The organism is Parvibaculum sp., from assembly GCF_039680535.1.
GTDB lineage: Bacteria > Pseudomonadota > Alphaproteobacteria > Parvibaculales > Parvibaculaceae > Parvibaculum.
Genome location: NZ_JBDKSS010000035.1, coordinates 1 through 16,819 on the forward strand (window position 1 = coordinate 1; position 16,819 = coordinate 16,819).

16 protein-coding genes are annotated in these 16,819 nt (G+C 63.8%); 9 read left to right on the plus strand and 7 right to left on the minus strand.

Going from position 1 to position 16,819, the window contains the following annotated elements; translation table 11 throughout:
- Positions 1-622: cyclopropane-fatty-acyl-phospholipid synthase family protein (locus ABFC66_RS17420; protein ID WP_346742241.1), on the plus strand; the 622-nt coding region annotated here is incomplete at its 5' end.
- A gap of 20 nt (positions 623-642) precedes the next feature.
- On the opposite strand, the gene ABFC66_RS17425 is transcribed toward ABFC66_RS17420, so the two are convergent.
- Positions 643-1,035 carry a DoxX family protein gene (locus ABFC66_RS17425; RefSeq protein ID WP_346742242.1) on the minus strand — a complete coding sequence of 131 codons (393 nt, stop codon included), beginning with the start codon at positions 1,033-1,035 and terminating at the stop codon, positions 643-645.
- 307 nt (positions 1,036-1,342) lie between these two features.
- Between ABFC66_RS17425 and ABFC66_RS17430 the strand changes: the two genes are divergently transcribed.
- The 8 genes from ABFC66_RS17430 (at position 1,343) to ABFC66_RS17465 (ending at position 10,056) form a co-directional block, all read left to right on the plus strand.
- Positions 1,343-2,842 carry a replicative DNA helicase gene (locus ABFC66_RS17430; RefSeq protein ID WP_346742243.1) on the plus strand — a complete coding sequence of 500 codons (1,500 nt, stop codon included), beginning with the start codon at positions 1,343-1,345 and terminating at the stop codon, positions 2,840-2,842.
- On the plus strand, positions 2,839-3,996 hold the full coding sequence (alr, locus tag ABFC66_RS17435) for an alanine racemase (RefSeq protein ID WP_346742244.1): 1,158 nt from the start codon (positions 2,839-2,841) through the stop codon (positions 3,994-3,996). The genes ABFC66_RS17430 and alr overlap by 4 nt, the downstream gene beginning before the upstream one ends.
- 64 nt (positions 3,997-4,060) lie before the next feature.
- Complete coding sequence (locus tag ABFC66_RS17440; RefSeq protein ID WP_346742245.1) at positions 4,061-4,834, plus strand: ABC transporter permease; 774 nt, start codon at positions 4,061-4,063, stop codon at positions 4,832-4,834.
- A gap of 9 nt (positions 4,835-4,843) precedes the next feature.
- Positions 4,844-5,620 (plus strand): ATP-binding cassette domain-containing protein, encoded by a 777-nt coding sequence (locus ABFC66_RS17445; protein ID WP_346742246.1) that lies wholly within the window; start codon positions 4,844-4,846, stop codon positions 5,618-5,620.
- Positions 5,620-7,035 carry a DNA repair protein RadA gene (radA, locus tag ABFC66_RS17450; protein WP_346742247.1) on the plus strand — a complete coding sequence of 472 codons (1,416 nt, stop codon included), beginning with the start codon at positions 5,620-5,622 and terminating at the stop codon, positions 7,033-7,035. The genes ABFC66_RS17445 and radA overlap by 1 nt, the downstream gene beginning before the upstream one ends.
- A 28-nt stretch (positions 7,036-7,063) precedes the next feature.
- The gene (locus ABFC66_RS17455; protein ID WP_346742248.1) at positions 7,064-7,750 is read left to right on the plus strand and encodes a CvpA family protein; all 687 of its coding nucleotides are present in this window, start codon (positions 7,064-7,066) and stop codon (positions 7,748-7,750) included.
- Positions 7,751-7,857: 107 nt separating this feature from the next.
- Positions 7,858-9,321 carry an amidophosphoribosyltransferase gene (gene purF / locus ABFC66_RS17460; RefSeq protein WP_346742249.1) on the plus strand — a complete coding sequence of 488 codons (1,464 nt, stop codon included), beginning with the start codon at positions 7,858-7,860 and terminating at the stop codon, positions 9,319-9,321.
- 12 nt (positions 9,322-9,333) lie between these two features.
- Complete coding sequence (locus tag ABFC66_RS17465) at positions 9,334-10,056, plus strand: SDR family NAD(P)-dependent oxidoreductase (protein ID WP_346742250.1); 723 nt, start codon at positions 9,334-9,336, stop codon at positions 10,054-10,056.
- Positions 10,057-10,128: 72 nt separating this feature from the next.
- Here ABFC66_RS17465 and der read toward each other — a convergent pair whose 3' ends face one another.
- The 6 genes from der to ABFC66_RS17495 all read right to left on the minus strand — a co-directional run bounded on the left by der (position 10,129) and on the right by ABFC66_RS17495 (position 16,659).
- Positions 10,129-11,541 (minus strand): ribosome biogenesis GTPase Der, encoded by a 1,413-nt coding sequence (der, locus tag ABFC66_RS17470; RefSeq protein ID WP_346742251.1) that lies wholly within the window; start codon positions 11,539-11,541, stop codon positions 10,129-10,131.
- Between the two features lie 46 nt (positions 11,542-11,587).
- The gene (locus tag ABFC66_RS17475) at positions 11,588-12,958 is read right to left on the minus strand and encodes a PQQ-binding-like beta-propeller repeat protein (RefSeq protein WP_346742252.1); all 1,371 of its coding nucleotides are present in this window, start codon (positions 12,956-12,958) and stop codon (positions 11,588-11,590) included.
- Between the two features lie 5 nt (positions 12,959-12,963).
- The gene (locus tag ABFC66_RS17480) at positions 12,964-13,713 is read right to left on the minus strand and encodes a tetratricopeptide repeat protein (protein ID WP_346742253.1); all 750 of its coding nucleotides are present in this window, start codon (positions 13,711-13,713) and stop codon (positions 12,964-12,966) included.
- Positions 13,714-13,875: 162 nt separating this feature from the next.
- On the minus strand, positions 13,876-14,700 hold the full coding sequence (gene panB / locus ABFC66_RS17485) for a 3-methyl-2-oxobutanoate hydroxymethyltransferase (RefSeq protein ID WP_346742254.1): 825 nt from the start codon (positions 14,698-14,700) through the stop codon (positions 13,876-13,878).
- 190 nt (positions 14,701-14,890) lie between these two features.
- On the minus strand, positions 14,891-15,781 hold the full coding sequence (locus tag ABFC66_RS17490) for a hypothetical protein (RefSeq protein WP_346742255.1): 891 nt from the start codon (positions 15,779-15,781) through the stop codon (positions 14,891-14,893).
- A 74-nt stretch (positions 15,782-15,855) separates the two neighbouring features.
- The gene (locus ABFC66_RS17495; protein WP_346742256.1) at positions 15,856-16,659 is read right to left on the minus strand and encodes a hypothetical protein; all 804 of its coding nucleotides are present in this window, start codon (positions 16,657-16,659) and stop codon (positions 15,856-15,858) included.
- Positions 16,660-16,819 lie beyond the last annotated feature (160 nt).

The following is a 16,819-nucleotide window of genomic DNA, read 5'->3' on the forward strand; positions in this document are numbered from 1 at the left end:
CAAGATCGCGAGCCAGCGCGCGGTGGAACGCGGCCTTGCCGATCGCGTCCAGTTTCACCTGCAGGACTACAGAACGCTCACCGACAAGTTCGACAGGATCGTCTCCGTTGGAATGTTCGAGCATGTCGGCGTCGGCCACTACGGCGAATATTTCAACGGCGTAAAAAATCTGCTTAACGAGGATGGCGTCGCGCTCATCCACACGATCGGGCGGCTTGATCCGCCCGGAGCAACCAATCCATGGATCGCTAAATATATCTTCCCCGGCGGCTATATTCCCGCCCTGAGCGAAATGGCGGCGGCCGTCGAAAAAACCGGCCTCTTCATGACCGATCTCGAAGTGCTGCGGCTCCACTATGCCGAGACGCTGAAGGAATGGCGCCGCCGCTTCATGGCGAAGCGCGACATCGCGGCAAAGATCTATGACGAGCGCTTCTGCCGCATGTGGGAGTTTTATCTCGCGGGATCGGAAACCTCGTTCCGCCACGAGGGCATGGTCAACTTCCAGCTTCAACTGACGAAGAAGATCGACGCCCTGCCCCTCACCCGCAATTACATGGGCGAGCGTGAGCGCGATCTCGCCGCCGTCCCGATCGAGCGCCGGTTGCGTGCGGGCGACTGAGCGCCCGCGCCGCATTCCGGTCAGGCCTGACCGCGATTGTCGACGCTGAACGCACCTGCGCCATGCGCCACGATCTGCAGGAAGCCACCCGCCATGGCCAGGTTCTTCATGAACATGATGAACGTCGTCTGGTCCGAGAAATCATTGTGGAAGATGAGGCCGGTGACGATGCAGAAGCCCGCCAGCAGCAAGGCAACGATGCGCGCCTGATAGCCGATCAGGATCAGGGCGCCGCCGCCGAGTTCGACGATCAGCGTCAGGACATAGGAGACTTCAGGGAGCGGGATACCCTTGGAAGCGATGTAGCCGATCGTGGCCGACGCCGACGTCAGCTTGCCGATCCCCGCGATAATGAAGATCAGGCTCAACAGCACACGTCCTGCGGGCGCGGCCAACTTAACCAGGGAATCCATCTTGTTCTCCACCGTTGATGCGCCTTCGCGGCGCGTTGCCGGAACAAATCTAGGCTCCGCCATGGCGCGATGACTACGGCGCGAATGAGAATGAATTGTTGCACACAAGGAACAATGCCCACATCCACGCGACTCGGTTTATAATGCTTTTGTTCACAGGCTTTCCGACGCGAATATCCGTTTCCAGGCAATGCCTTGGAGATGTCACGCCGAGTTATCAATGCCTGTGGAAAAGTATGGTGGGGACTGCTTCCACGCCGTCGCATTCAGCACTTCATCCACGTCGGGCTTCGCGTAAAACGAGACCATGGAAAACACATCCCAAGCTTTCGCCAGCGTGCCCGACGATGAGGGCACTCACGGGTACCGCGTCCCGCCGCACAACATCGAGGCGGAGCAGGCGCTGCTCGGCGCCATCCTCGTCAATAACGAAGCCTATGACCGGCTCTCGAGCTTCCTCGAGCCGGGACACTTCTTCGATGCCCTCCATGGCCGCGTCTACGAAGCGGCGGCAAAGCTCATCACGGCTGGCCACCTCGCCTCTCCTGTGACGCTGAAGAATTTCTTCGAGCGCGACGAGGCGCTGACGGAAATCGGCGGTCCGCAATATCTGGCGCGGCTCGCAGGCGCGGCGACGACCATCATCAACGTCGAGGAATATGGCCGGACCATCTATGAGCTCGCGATCCGCCGCGAACTCATTCAGGTCGGCAGCAGCATTCACAATCGCGCCTATGACGCGCCGATCGACGACACCCCGTCGCAGCAAATTCTCGAGGCCGAGCAGGCGCTTTATCAACTCGCCGAACAGGGCAAGTATGAAGGCGGCTTCAGAGGTTTTCACGAAGCGCTCAAGGGCGCCATCGACATGGCCGCCGCCGCCTACGAGCGCGATGGCGGATTGTCGGGCATTTCGACGGGCTTGCGCGATCTCGACAAGATGATGGGCGGCTTGCAGCCTTCCGACCTCATCGTCCTCGCCGGTCGTCCCTCGATGGGCAAGACCGCGCTTGCCACCAACATCGCGTTCAACGCCGCCAAAGCCTACAAGGCCGAACATCACGCGGACGGCACGGTCGACGTGAAGGACGGCGCCATCGTCGGTTTCTTCTCGCTCGAAATGTCCTCCGAACAGCTCGCGACGCGTCTTCTCGCGGAGCAATCGGGCGTCCCCTCGGAAAGCATTCGCCGCGGCCGCATTCAGGAAGAAGAGTTCCACTCGCTGGTCGAGGCCTCGCGCGAATTGCAGAGCATCCCGCTCTATATCGACGACACTGGCGGCCTCACCATTGCAACCGTTGCGGCCCGCGCCCGCCGTCTGAAGCGCCAGCGCGGCCTCGGTCTTCTGGTCATCGACTACCTTCAGCTTCTCGCCGGTTCCGGCAAGTCGGGCGAAAACCGCGTGCAGGAAGTGACGCAGATCACGACCGGCCTCAAGGCGCTGGCCAAGGAACTCAACGTGCCGATCATCGCGCTGTCTCAGCTCTCGCGTCAGGTCGAAGCGCGCGACGACAAGCGGCCCCAACTCTCCGACCTGCGTGAATCGGGTTCGATCGAGCAGGACGCCGACGTCGTGATGTTCGTGTTCCGCGAGGAATATTATGTGCAGCGTCGCGAGCCGCGCGAAGGCACGCCAGAGTATCTCACCTGGCAGGAAGAAATGAATCAGGTCCACGCGCTTGCCGAAGTCATCATCGGCAAGCAGCGCCATGGACCGACCGGCACCGTTAAACTACAGTTCGAAGCTAATGTGACGCGCTTCGCGGATCTCGCTGCCGAAGACCACCTGCCGGACCATATGTCTTGAGCTTGCCAGAATTCTTTCGCGACGGAGCGGCCGCCGGTTTCGATCCGACATCGGCTTCCACGATCCTTACCGTCGATCTCGATGCTCTCGCCGCGAACTACCGATACCTCCGCTCGATCGGCGCAGGGGCCGACGTCGCCGGCGTGGTCAAGGCGGACGCCTATGGCCTCGGACTCGCGCCGATTGCGCGAACGCTTGCCCATGCGGGCTGCACCAGTTTCTTCGTTACCGATACGGGCGAAGGGATGGAGCTTCGGGCCGCACTGCCCGGCGCCATCATCTATGTGACCAACGGGCTGATGCCCGGCGCCGCCGCTCTCTGTCGCGCCTACGATCTGCGCCCCTGCCTCGGCAGCCTCGAGGAAGTCGAGGAGTGGCGGACCGTCGCGACAAATTCCGGAATGGCGCTTCCCGCCGCCCTGCATTTCGACACCGGCCTCAGCCGGCTCGGCTTCGGCGAGGCGGAAGCGGCCCGCCTCATCGCGGAACCCTCCCTGCTTTCGGGCATCGACGTGACGCTCGTCATGAGCCATCTCGCCTGCTCGGACGAACCCGGCCACCCGCTCAACGCCATGCAGCTCGCCCGTTTCAGGCCGATCCGCAAGGCCTTCGCCTCGATACCGGCAAGCTTCGCCAATTCCGGTGGCGCGCTGCTCGGTCCGGACTACTGCTTCGATCTGATCCGCAGCGGTTATGGCCTCTATGGCGGCAGGGCGGGCCCGGAGCCCAGCCCCTTCCGCCCGGTGGTCCATCTCGAAACGAGGGTGCTTCAGGTTCGCGACGTGCCGCCCGGCGTGACGGCCGGCTATGGCGCGACCTGGGAGGCCAAGGGCCCCCGCCGGCTCGGCGTCCTCGCCACCGGCTATGCGGACGGATATTTCCGCAGCCTCGCCACCAGCGGGCGGGTATATGTGGGCGGGCACTATGCCCCTATCGCGGGCCGCGTCTCGATGGACCTTCTGACCATCGACCTGTCTGACCTGCCCGAGGGGGCGGTCGGGCGCGGCGACTTCGCCGAACTCATCGGCCCCCATGTGACCCTCGACGAAGTCGCTGACCGGGCGGGCACAATCGGCTATGAGGTGCTGACGAGCTTGGGCGATCGCGCCAAGCGGCTTTACACTGGCGGCCATCTGGCGGTCCCAGAATCATAATTCGGCGTCATAATTCGGCCGGTGCGCTCATGCAGATCGGTCACCCACGCGGCGGGGAGCAGTCTTGAAATTTTTCGCAATTATCGGCCGGGTCGTTCTGGCGCTGCTTGCCGAGATCGGCCACCTCGCCCTTTTCACCTGGACGAGCGTCAGCCACATCTTCAGGCCGCCCTTCTTCTGGCGCCTTCTGGGGCAGCAGATGATGCGGATCGGGTACTTCTCGCTGCCCGTCGTCGCGCTCACCGCGTTCTTCACCGGCGGCGCGCTGGCGCTCCAGATCTATTATGGCGGCAGCACGATCAACTCCGAAAGCATCGTCGCCACCATCGTCGCACTCGGCATCACGCGTGAACTCGGGCCCGTCATGGCGGGCCTCATGGTCGCGGGCCGCGTCTCGGCGGCAATCGCGGCGGAACTCGGCACCATGAAAGTGACCGAACAGATCGACGCGCTGACCACGCTCTCGACCAATCCTCACAAGTATCTCGTCGTGCCGCGCGTCGTTGCCGCCGTCATCACCCTGCCGCTCCTCGTCTTCATTGCCGACATTCTCGGCGTGATGGGCGGCTTCATCGTTTCGACGGCAAGCCTCGCATTCAATCCGGGCGTCTATGTGCAGAACACGGTCAACTTCCTGAAGGCGGACGACGTCACCTCGGGCCTCATCAAGGCGGGCGTGTTCGGTTTCGTCATCGCACTGATGGGCTGCTTCCACGGCTTCAACTCGAAGGGCGGCGCGCAGGGCGTCGGCCGGGCGACGACCAACGCCGTCGTCTCAGCATCGATCCTCATTCTGGCGTCGAACTACGTGATGACGTCGCTCCTCTTCGCGAAGTGAGACCGCAGAATGACTGACACGCCCAAGATCGAACTCAGAAACGTCACCAAGCGTTTCGGCTCCAAGGTGGTGCTCGACAATCTGAGCCTCGTCGTGCCCAAGGGAAAGTCGCTCGTCGTGATCGGCGGCTCCGGCACCGGCAAATCCGTCATGCTCAAATGCGTGCTCGGAATCCTGCGCCCGGAAGAGGGCGAAATCTTCGTCGACGGAAAGAACGTCCTGAAGATGTCGTCGAGCGAGCGCGAGCAGACGCTGCGCAAATTCGGCATGCTCTTTCAGGGCGCCGCTCTCTTTGACAGCCTGCCCGTCTGGCAGAACGTCGCTTTCGGCCTCATTCAGGGCCGCAAGATGAAGCGCAAGGAAGCGAAAGACATCGCCATCTCGAAGCTCGCCAAGGTCGGCCTCGGCCCGGAAGTCGGCGAACTCTACCCGGCGGAGCTTTCAGGCGGCATGCAGAAGCGCGTGGGCCTCGCCCGCGCCATTGCCACGGATCCCGAGATCATCTTCTTCGACGAGCCAACGACCGGTCTCGACCCGATCATGGCCGACGTCATCAACGACCTCATCATCGACAGCGTGAAAGACCTCGGCGCAACAGCGCTTTCGATCACGCATGACATGGCGAGCGCGCGCAAGATCGCCGACGAGATCGCCATGATCTACAAGGGCCGCATCATCTGGGCGGGTCCGCGCTCGCAAATCGATTCAAGCGGCAACGACTATGTTGACCAGTTCATCCATGGCCGCGCCACCGGCCCCATCAAGATGGACGTGTTGAAACCCTGATGGCACGCGCCTCGCGCAGCTTCGTATGCCAATCCTGCGGCGCGGTCACCCCGCGCTGGGCGGGGCGGTGCGAATCCTGCGGCGAGTGGAACACCATCGTCGAGGAAGTCGCCGAGAGTTCCGGCGTTGCCGGCGGTCCCGCAAAGAGCGGCGGCAAGAAGGGCCGGCACATCGAACTCGTCTCGATGGCGGGCGAGACGGCGGATCCGCCGCGCCTCGTCACCGGCGTTGCCGAATTCGACCGCGTGTGCGGCGGCGGCCTCGTGCCGGGCTCGGTCCTGCTTGTCGGCGGCGATCCGGGCATCGGCAAATCGACGCTTCTGCTGCAGGCCATGGCCGCGCTCGGAATGCGTGGCGCCGATGTCGTCTATATCTCCGGCGAAGAGGCTATCGCGCAGGTTCGCATGCGCGCGCGGCGCCTCGGCCTTGCGGAGAGCCCCGTGAAGCTCGGCGCGGAAACGAATCTCAAGGACATCGTCTCGACGCTGGAAGGCGGCAAGGCGCCCGCCGCCGTCGTCATCGATTCAATCCAGACCATGTGGACCGACGTGCTCGAATCCGCGCCGGGCACGGTCAGCCAGGTGCGCGCCACCGCTCAGGATCTCGTGCGTTACGCCAAGCGCCACAATACGGCGGTCATTCTCGTCGGCCACGTCACCAAGGACGGCCAGATCGCGGGTCCGCGCGTCGTCGAGCACATGGTCGATTGCGTCCTCTACTTCGAAGGCGAACGCGGCCACCAGTTCCGCATTCTGCGCGCCGTGAAGAACCGCTTCGGCCCGGCGAATGAGATCGGCGTCTTCGAGATGGGCGAACTCGGCCTTCAGGAAGTGCCGAACCCCTCCGCCCTCTTCCTCGGCGAGCGCGACGGCGAGACGAGCGGCTCCGCAGTCTTTGCGGGGATCGAGGGCACGCGCCCCGTCCTCGTCGAGATTCAGGCGCTGGTCGCGCAAAGCTCGCTCGGCACGCCGCGCCGCGCCGTCGTGGGCTGGGATTCGGGCCGCCTCTCCATGGTGCTTGCCGTACTCGACGCGCGCTGCGGCCTGACGCTGGCGGGCCAGGACGTCTACCTCAACGTGGCGGGCGGACTACGAATCAATGAACCTGCTGCCGACCTTGCCGTGGCGGGGGCGCTGGTCTCTTCGATCACGGGCAATGCCCTGCCGTCGGACTGCGTCATCTTCGGGGAAATCAGCCTGTCGGGCGCGATCCGCCCCGTCAGCCAGATGGAGGCACGCCTCAAGGAGGCCGAAAAGCTGGGCTTTCGCCGGGCGATACTGCCGTCCTCGACGGCGCGGCAACGTCCATCGACGGGCCTCGCCATCACTGAAATATCCGACCTCGCCGGTCTCGTTGCTCATCTCGCGGCAGGCGAAGCGAAGCGGCCGCGCGAGCGCCGGCAGCGCGATGTATGATAGGCTGCGTGCTTCAGGGAGGGATTGAATGACGCTTTTCGACGGCATCGTCATAGGTGTTCTTCTGATCTCGAGCGTGCTGGCGATGCTTCGCGGCTTCACCAACGAGGTTCTTTCGATCCTTGCCTGGGTGGTCGGCGCGCTGGCGGCGCTGTGGCTCTTTCCCTATGTGACGCCGATGCTCCGCTCCGTGATCTCGCCGGACTGGCTTGCCGCCGTCGCAGCCGCCGTCGGCGTCTTCATCGCCGGCTACATACTGGTCGCCGCCTTCACGGTGCGCTGGGCCGATCACCTGCTGGCATTGCACGATCAGGCCGAAAGCCTCGACCGGACGCTGGGCTTCCTCTTCGGCCTCGCCCGCGGCCTCTTGATTGTGACCGTGGCATACCTATTTTTCGCTTGGCTGGTCCCCAACCCTTCCGATCAGCCGGACTGGATCAGGAACGCCCGCCTGCGGCCGATGGTCGAGCAATCCGCGGCCACGCTTTTCACCCTCGCGCCTTCCGGCGTCGGTCGTGAACCGCGATTCGAAACGCCGGAACAGCCCGCTTCTTCCCGCGGTCAGCAGCGACAGCCGGCCGCAGAGCCGCCCCCTGCCGCGGCAAAATCGACCACAGCGACGCCCACGAATTCTGCCGCTGACACGGGCAAGGACGACGGCTATAACACCTCCGAACGGAGGGGCCTCGACAGGCTGTTCGAGAGTACTGAGTAACGCATATCCCCTTGGGAGCGCATCGGATGTACCAGAAATTGTCTCTCCCCTTACCGAAGCGAGCCCGGTCCGGCGGATCGGCCAAAGACCAGGAGATGGACGCCCGAATGCAAGGCGGCATCACAGATGACGAACTTCATGGGGACACGCTGCGCGAAGAGTGCGGCGTGTTTGGCGTTTTCGGGCACCCCGACGCCGCTGCGCTGACAGCCCTCGGCCTCCACGCGCTCCAGCATCGCGGACAGGAAGCGGCGGGCATCGTCAGCTATGACGGCAGCCAGTTCCACTCGGAACGGCGCCTCGGCCTTGTCGGCGACCACTTCTCCAGCGGCACCGTCATGGAGCGGCTGATGGGTGACATCGCCATCGGCCATGTCCGATATTCGACGACGGGCGAAACCATCCTCCGCAACGTGCAGCCGCTTTTCGCCGACCTCTGGGGCGGCGGCTTCGCCATCGGCCATAACGGCAATCTCACCAACGCGATCACGCTCAGGAACGAACTCGTCCGCGCGGGCGCGATCTTCCAGTCGACCTCCGATACTGAAACCATTCTCCAGCTTGTGGCCCGCAGCCAGAGCCCGCGCGTGATGGACCGCTTCGTCGACGCGCTCCGCCAGATCGAAGGCGCCTATGCGCTGGTGGCGCTGACACCGAAGAAGCTCATCGGCGCTCGCGATCCGCTCGGCATCCGCCCGCTGGTTCTGGGCAGCCTGCACGGCGCCCCCATTCTCTGCTCCGAAACCGTGGCTCTCGACATCATCGGCGCCGATTTCGTGCGCGAGATCGAGCCGGGCGAAATCGTCATCTGCACGCGCGAGGGCATCGAGTCGCTTCGCCCCTTCCCGCCGCAGCGCCCGCGGCCTTGCGTCTTCGAATATATCTATTTCGCCCGCCCCGACAGCATCGTGGACGGCCGCAGCGTCTACAACGTGCGCAAGGAACTCGGCCGCCAGCTCGCGATCGAGAGCCATGTCGATGCCGATGTGGTCATCCCCGTCCCCGACTCCGGTGTGCCTGCCGCGCTCGGCTTCGCGCGTGAATCAGGCATTCCGTTCGAGCTCGGCATTATCCGCAATCACTATGTCGGCCGCACCTTCATCGAACCGACGCAGCACATCCGCCAGCTCGGCGTGAAGCTGAAGCACAATGCCAACCGCGCCATCGTCGAAGGCAAGCGCATCATTCTCGTCGACGACTCGATCGTGCGCGGCACGACCTCGGTGAAGATCGTGAAGATGATGTATGAGGCCGGCGCGAAGGAAGTGCATATGCGCATCGCCAGCCCGCCGATCACGCATCCGGATTTCTACGGCATCGACACGCCGTCGCGCGAACAGTTGCTCGCCGCCAAATACGACCTCGCGGGCATGCGCGACTATATCGGCGTGGACAGCCTCGCCTTCATCTCGGTGGACGGTCTCTATCGCGCGCTCGGCTATGAGGCACGCGATGCGGAGTATCCGCAGTTCACTGATCATTGCTTCACGGGCGAGTATCCGACGCCGCTCACGGACAAGGTTGGTGAACAGCGTACCGACCAGTTGTCGCTGCTCTCCGAAATCGCGTAAGGCCACCTCATCATGACTGGACGTCTTCAGGACCGCCTCGCGGTCATCACCGGCGCATCGCGCGGAATCGGCCGCGCCGTCGCGCTCGGCTTCGCGGCTGAAGGCGCCCATGTCATCCTCGTCGCGCGCACCGTCGGCGGCCTTGAGGAAGTCGATGACGAAATCCGCAAGATCGGCGGCAAGGCAACGCTCGTGCCGCTCGACCTCACCGATTTCGACGCCCTCGACCGGCTCGGCGCGACAATCTTCGAGCGCTGGGGCAAGCTCGACATTCTCGTCGGCAATGCCGGCACGCTCGGCGTGCTGACGCCTGTGAGCCATCTCGAAGTGAAGGCCTGGGACAAGATCGTCAACACGAACATCACGGCCAACTGGCGCTTGATCCGTTCCTTCGAACCGCTGCTGAGGCGTTCCGATGCAGGCCGCGCGATCTTCGTAACCTCCGGCGCCGCGCACAAGGCAAAGCCCTTCTGGGGCGGCTATGCGATGAGCAAGGCCGCGCTGGAAGCTCTGGTGAAGACCTGGGCCGCGGAATGTGCGAACACGAACATTCGCGCCAATCTTCTGAGCCCCGGCGCGACCCGCACGGCCATGCGCAAGCAGGCCATGCCCGGCGAAGACCCGAGCACGCTGACGAAACCCGCCGACCTCGTGCCGCTTTTCATCGAGCTGGCCATGACGTCCTGCCAGAAGAATGGCGAGGTCGTGGAATACCAGAAGCCGCCAAAGGCATAAGCCGCTCTCGGACGGAAACGAAAAAGGCGCAGTCTACCGGACTGCGCCTTTTATATTTGCTCTCGACGAAAATTACTTCTTGTCGGCGAATGGGTTCTTGCGCGCGCGCATGAACAGGCGGATCGGTACGCCCGGCAGGTCGAAGCTCTCGCGCAGACCGTTCACCAGATAACGGCGGTAGCCGGTCGGCACTTCCTCCGCGCGGTTCGAGAACACCGCGAATGTCGGCGGACGCGACTTCACCTGCGCCATGTATTTGATGTTGATTGCACGGCCTTTGACCGCAGGCGGCGGGTGACGCGAAATCGCCTCTTCGAGCCAGCGATTGAGCTTCGAGGTCGAGATACGCGCGTTCCAGAGCGTATGCACCTTCTCGATCATGGGCATCAGCTTGTCCGTGCCCCGCCCCGTCAGCGCCGAAAGCGTGACGATCGGAATGCCGCGCACCTGCGGCAGCAGACGCTCCAGCTCTTCCTTCAGCTCACGGAGCTTGGCCTGCGTGTCCTCGACCACGTCCCACTTGTTGACGACGATCAGCATCGCCCGGCCTTCCTGCTCGACGAGATCGGCGATGTGCAGATCCTGCCGTTCGAACGGGATGCTCGCGTCGAGCGTAACGGCCACGACTTCCGCGAAGCGGATGGCGCGCAGCGTATCGGCGACGGAAAGCTTTTCGAGCTTCTGCGTCACGCGCGCGCGGCGGCGCATGCCCGCCGTATCCCAGAGCTTCACGCGGCGGCCGCGCCAGGTCCATTCAATGCCGATGGCGTCGCGCGTGATGCCCGCCTCGGGGCCCGTCAACATGCGGTCCTCTCCGAGGAGATAGTTCACCAGCGTGGATTTGCCGACATTGGGACGCCCCACCACGGCAATGCGCAGCGGCGCCTCGAGATCGGGTTCGTAGGGCGCCTCGGGATCGAAACCGGTCTCGGCATCTTCCGCGTCGGCCAGCGCATCCTCGACCGCCTGCTCGCGTTCCTCTTCCTCGATCCGGTCGGCATAGGGCTGCAGCGACTGGTAGAGCGCGGAAAGCCCCTCGCCATGTTCGGCGGAAAGCGGGATCGGCGCGCCGAGGCCAAGCTCGAAGGCTTCCATGCGGCCCGACTCGCCCGCGCCGCCTTCGCACTTGTTGGCGACGAGCACGACCGGCGTCGGAGACTTGCGAAGAATCTGCGCGAAACGCTTGTCGAGCGGCGTCACGCCGGCGCGCGCATCCATGAGCAGAAGGCACACATCCGCCTCGGCGATGGCGGCGTCCGTCTGCCGGCGCATGCGCCCTTCGAGGCTTTCGGTGGCGGCTTCTTCAAGGCCCGCGGTGTCAACGACCGTGAAGGTGAGATCGCCGAGATGCGCCTCGCCCTCGCGGCGGTCGCGCGTCACCCCCGGCGTGTCATCGACAAGAGCAAGCTTCTTGCCGACCAACCGATTGAATAGCGTGGACTTGCCGACATTCGGCCTGCCCACAATGGCAACTTTGAATGGCACGGGGCCAATGCCCTCTCTTAACTCTCGGGCGCCCGCAGGCGCCGGATCACTTGAACGCTACGAGTTCCGCGTCGTCGGTCAATACATAGACGATGCCGTCCGCCACGATGGGCGCGATAAGCGTCTTGCCCGGCAGATCGAGTTCACCCTTGATCTCGCCGGTCTTGGCCGAGACCATCTCGGCCTTGCCCGTCGTCGAGACGAAGATCAGCTTGTCGCTGACAAGCAGCGGGCCGCTCCACTCGATGGGATTCTCCTTGGCTTCCACGTCCTCGTAGCGAGGCAGCTTGGTCAACCAACGGATGCGGCCATCGCGGCGCGAAAGCGCGACGACTTCCTGATCGGCATCGACGAGGAAGATGTAGTCGCCGGCGACCCAGGGCGTCTGCACGCCGGAAATATCCTTCGTCCAGACGCGCTCGCCGGTACGGAGGTCGATCGACACCATACGGCCCGCATGGCTGATCGCGAACACGCGATCGCGGTCGATCACCGGACGGCCCGCGATGTCGTTGAGCTCCGAAAGCGAAGTCAGCGATCCGGTGCGCGTCAGCGAGTCCGACCAGAGCACGTTGCCATTCTCGACGCGGAGCGCGAAAAGCTCACCCGAAGAATAGGGAACGATGACAATGGAGCCGGAAACTGCCGGGCTCGTCGAAGCGAGAATACCGGCGCTTTCCGTGATCCCGCGATGGCGCCAGAGAATCTCGCCCTTGTCCTCCGAGAGGCAGAGCAGCTGATTGTCGGACGTGACGGCGAAGACCTTGCCATTGTCGGCCGTGGGAGAAGCGCGGAACGGAACGCCCGCATCCGTCGTCCACAAGACCTTGCCACTCGACGCATCGAGCGCATGAACCTTGCCGAAGCCCGTTGCGACAAAGACCTTGCCGCCCTCGAAGGCCAAGCCGCCACCGCGAGCCTTTTCGGAGTCCTCGTCTTCCGGCGTCAGGTCCTGCTTCCAGAGCTGGTTGCCGGACTTCGCATCGAAAGCACGCACGCCCGCTTCGGCGTCGAGAACGAAAACCTTGCCGCCGGCGACGATCGGCGAAGCCACGACGCGCGACACCCAGCTGGAGCCCGCCCCCGCGCTTGCGCTCCACAGCTTCGTGAGGCTGCCGGGAGCGGCCAGGTGGTAGACGGCATTGTCGGCGGTGCCGCCCGGTTGCGCCCAATCCTTGTTCAGAACGGGCTCAGGCAGTTCAACGTCGGTATCCTTGATCTCGGGATCGACTTCGAGCTTCGTGTCGAGTTCCATCACCGACAGACGCTTGCCCGGAAGCTTCGGCTTGGGCGCGGAGCTGAACATGTCGTCGAATGTGCTGCAGCCGCCAAGACCCAGCATGGCGACGGCCATCACCACAAGCCCGGCCGTTCTTACCCTGGAGCTGATGCCGGCAGACTTGAACTCCGCAATCATGAACATCACTCCGGCTTCGCGGCCGCATTGGCGGGCGCTGCATTGTTGGTGGTCGACGCCCCGCCGGCAGCGGCCGGCTTCGCATCGGATTTTGCTACAGGCTTCGGCAGATGCGGCGCGATCAAGGCCAGCATCACGTGAGCGCGATCGCGAATGCCCGCCGAAGTCGCGGGATCGCCGACGATCGCATCGAAATAGCCCTGCGCTTCGGCATATTTGCCAGCCTTGAAGGCGGACAGGCCGAGCACCTCACGGGCGCTGTTCTTCCAGCCATTCTCGCTGTCGTTGAGCTCGCCGATGCGCGCCTTGATGTCGTCATAGCTCGCCGTGTCGACGACGAGGAGCGCAGCCTTGACGCGCGCCATGTCGCGCAGCGTCTCCGCGACACCGGACCTGGTGGCCAGGCTATCGTAAATGGCGACCGCGCCCTTGGCGTCGCCGGCTTCCACGAGCGACGCCGCCTGACGGAGCTGCGCCAGCGCCGCGTAGCCCGCAGGCGCGCTCGCGGCAAACTCGCCATAGGCAGCCGCGGCTTTTGCGGGGCCGTCTTTCGCCGCCTGCGCGACGATTTCCACGTAGCGGGCGGAAGCGGCCTCATTGCGCGACCGCTCCCAGGCGCGCCAGCCGACCATCGCCGAAGCGATGACGACGATCGCAACCGCAAGGCCGACGATGTAGATGCCGAGTTTTTCCCAAAGCTGCTTCAACCGGTCACGGCGAAGGTCTTCTTCGATTTCACGGAAGAGATCGGTCAAGAGCGCACTCCGAAGGATGACCAGGAAGCAATAATCCGGGAAGGCGCCGACGCGGCGCGAGACGCCCTCCCCCTAACCCACTCACATGGGCGGCGTAAAATAGCCCGAGGGCCCCGGATTGGCAAACCTCATCCGGCCGGAAAGCCTCACAAACGCCTGTTATTATTTTACTTTTTTCATGCCGTAGGTGTGCTCGACCGCGGGGAAGGTCCGCGCGCGGACCTCGCGGGCATAGGCCTCGGCCGCCCCGGCGATCTGGGCGCCCAGGGTTGCGAATTCCTTGACGAATTTCGGCGCGCGGGGCGAAAGGCCGAGCATGTCTTCCAGCACCAGAATCTGGCCGTCGCAGGCCGCCGAAGCGCCGATGCCGATGGTCGGGATGTCGATCTGCTGGGTGATCTTGGCGGCCAGCGGTTCGGCCATGCCTTCGAGCACGACGGCGAAGGCACCCGCCTCGGCGATAGCCCTGGCGTCTTCCTCGATGGCGGCCCACTCCGCTTCGTCGCGGCCTTGCGTCTTGAAGCCGCCCATGACCTGGATCGACTGCGGCGTCAAGCCGATATGAGCCATGACCGGAATGCCGCGCTCATTGAGATAGCGGATGGTCGGGGCAAGGCGCTTGCCGCCCTCGAGCTTCACGGCCGTGCAGCCCGTTTCCTTGATGATGCGGACAGCATTGCGGAAGGCGACTTCGGGGCTTTCCTCATAGGAGCCGAAAGGCATGTCCACCACGACAAGCGCGCGCTCCGTGCCGCGAACCACGGCCGAGCCATGCGCGATCATCATGTCGAGCGTGACGCCAAGCGTCGTCTCCATGCCGTACATGACCATGCCCAGCGAATCGCCGACCAGAATCACATCGACATAAGGGTCGATATAGCGCGCCGTATGCGCGTGATAACCGGTCAGGCAAACCACCGGCTCGTTGCCCTTGCGGGCGCGGATATCGGGAACGGTGATGCGCTTGATCTTGGACTGTACTGACATGCCGGATCATCCCTGCGTTGAGGCCCGGGCTCACTTAAGCCCGCCCAATAGATAATATCTGCGCGTGGAATTTCGAGGCGGCCGGACGCCGCGCCGGAAAGGGCTTCAAAATCAAGCCCTTGGGGGGCCTCCCGGCACCCTTCCTGATCCTTACCGGCGCGACCTTAGCCGACGCGAAGGCAGGACGCAATCAGACGGGATGGAACCCGGCTTCGTCTCCCGGGGCGTCCGGTGCCGAGTGTTGCGGCAGGCCGACGATCTCGCGATAGGCGACCGACATCATCGTTACGCCGATCATGAGCTGATAGAGGATGGCGGGGAGCGTCAGGATGTCGATGTATCTGATCATGGGCTCGACTGCTTCGGGCGTAAGCAGCACAGCGATGACGCCACCGGCGATGGCGCCGACGATCACGCCAAAAATTGTCACCGCGATAACCACGACAAGCTGCACCAGCAACGTGTAACCGAGCAGGCGCCAGCCGTTGCCTCTCGTATCCTCCATCGCCTTCCTGAACGACGCATCCTGCCCAATGGCAGCCGCCGGGAATGCCACCGTGAGACGGGCGGCCAGATAGATCAAGGCCAGATAGACGATGACCGCCGCTACGACGGCAACGGCGCCGAATCCGGCCTTGCCGCCTTCTGACAGAGCGTCCACGCCTCCCAGCGCTGCGGCGATGCCTGCGCCAATCCCGAAGACCGCAAGCATAGTCGCCGCGACGACGACCCCCATGAGGAGCATCAACTTGACCATGTTCAGACAATAGAGGCTCTGATCCCGCCCCCAGAACGAGGCGAGCGCGTCGGCCGGACGCTCGCCGAAGAGGACGAACCGATGCCACCTGACTGCCGCCGACGGAAAGCCCACGACAAACGCAGTAACTACGACAGCGATCGCTAGCGCATGCCGGAAGGGCTCCTCCCCCGCGGGCTCTGCCGGAGAGGCAATAAACATCACCAGATAGCCTGACAGGATGAGGGTCACGGCAAACGGCGCGACCCGGATCAGTTCGAAATAGTGGCGCGTAACGCCGGCGAACACTTCCTGGAACGACTGGATTACAGGCAGCTTATTCATCCGCTCCCCCCTATGCGCGCCGCCTCCGGCACGGTGGCTCCACGCTAACAAGGAAGTTATGGAACGAAAAGCCGCTAGTTCAGCGGGGCATCCGACCTGTCGAGTTCATGGGCGAGCGTACCGGGCGGTCCGACGAGTTCGCGATAGGCGATGGAAAGCACCGCAACGCCGACAATGGCGAAGAAGATGTAGAAGACCGCCCCAAGCACATAGACGACGAATGTCGGGAGCCCGAGCGATAGCAGAACGGTGCCGACCACCACGAAGGCGACTGTGATGGGAAGGGTCGCGAGCATCATCAGCAACACGAGGCGCCAGAAATTGCCGCGCGTACGCTCAAGGATCAGCCGCGGATCGAGCGGCTCGTCGACGGCGACACCCGGAAGCAGCAGCAAGAGGCGCGTAAAATAGTAAAGTGCGAAAGCCAGCACGGCCACGCCCAGCACAGCGACGAGCCCGAGCGAGGAATTGGCCGCCCCGTCATTCAGCGCGACCGTCAACGCGGTCATGAGGTAGCCCGGCAGCATGAGCAGGCCGAGGAAGATCGACACCATCAGAAAGCGCGCCTCGCGCCTTCCGAAGTGAAGATGAAAGCTGCCGGGTGCCACGTCGCCGACCAGAATGAAGCGGTGCCACGCGACCGCAATGATCGGCCACAGGAATAGCGACGCGATTTCGAGCAGGAAGCGCAAACCCGGATTGGCCTCGGCATCGAGCAGAGCGCCGGCAATCGTCAGCGCGATGTAGAGAATGCCCGGCAGCCAGATGAGCCTGAGCATCTGCCCGAAATGCGCCCAGGCGCCCGCATAGGCTTCCTTGACCGCCGCGGCGACATCGAGCTTGCGATGGCTTGCGACCGGCTGAAACGGATCGCTCATTTCGCTCCCCCGCCCAGCTGCGCTTTCCGCGCACGCTTGGCGTCGAGTGCGAAGACATGATCCTGATAGTCGCGGTTTCCGGGCTCGATGGTGAGCGCCTGCATATAGTCGCGCCGCGCCGGCTCATATTGATTCAGCGCTTCATAGGCGGCCCCGCGCA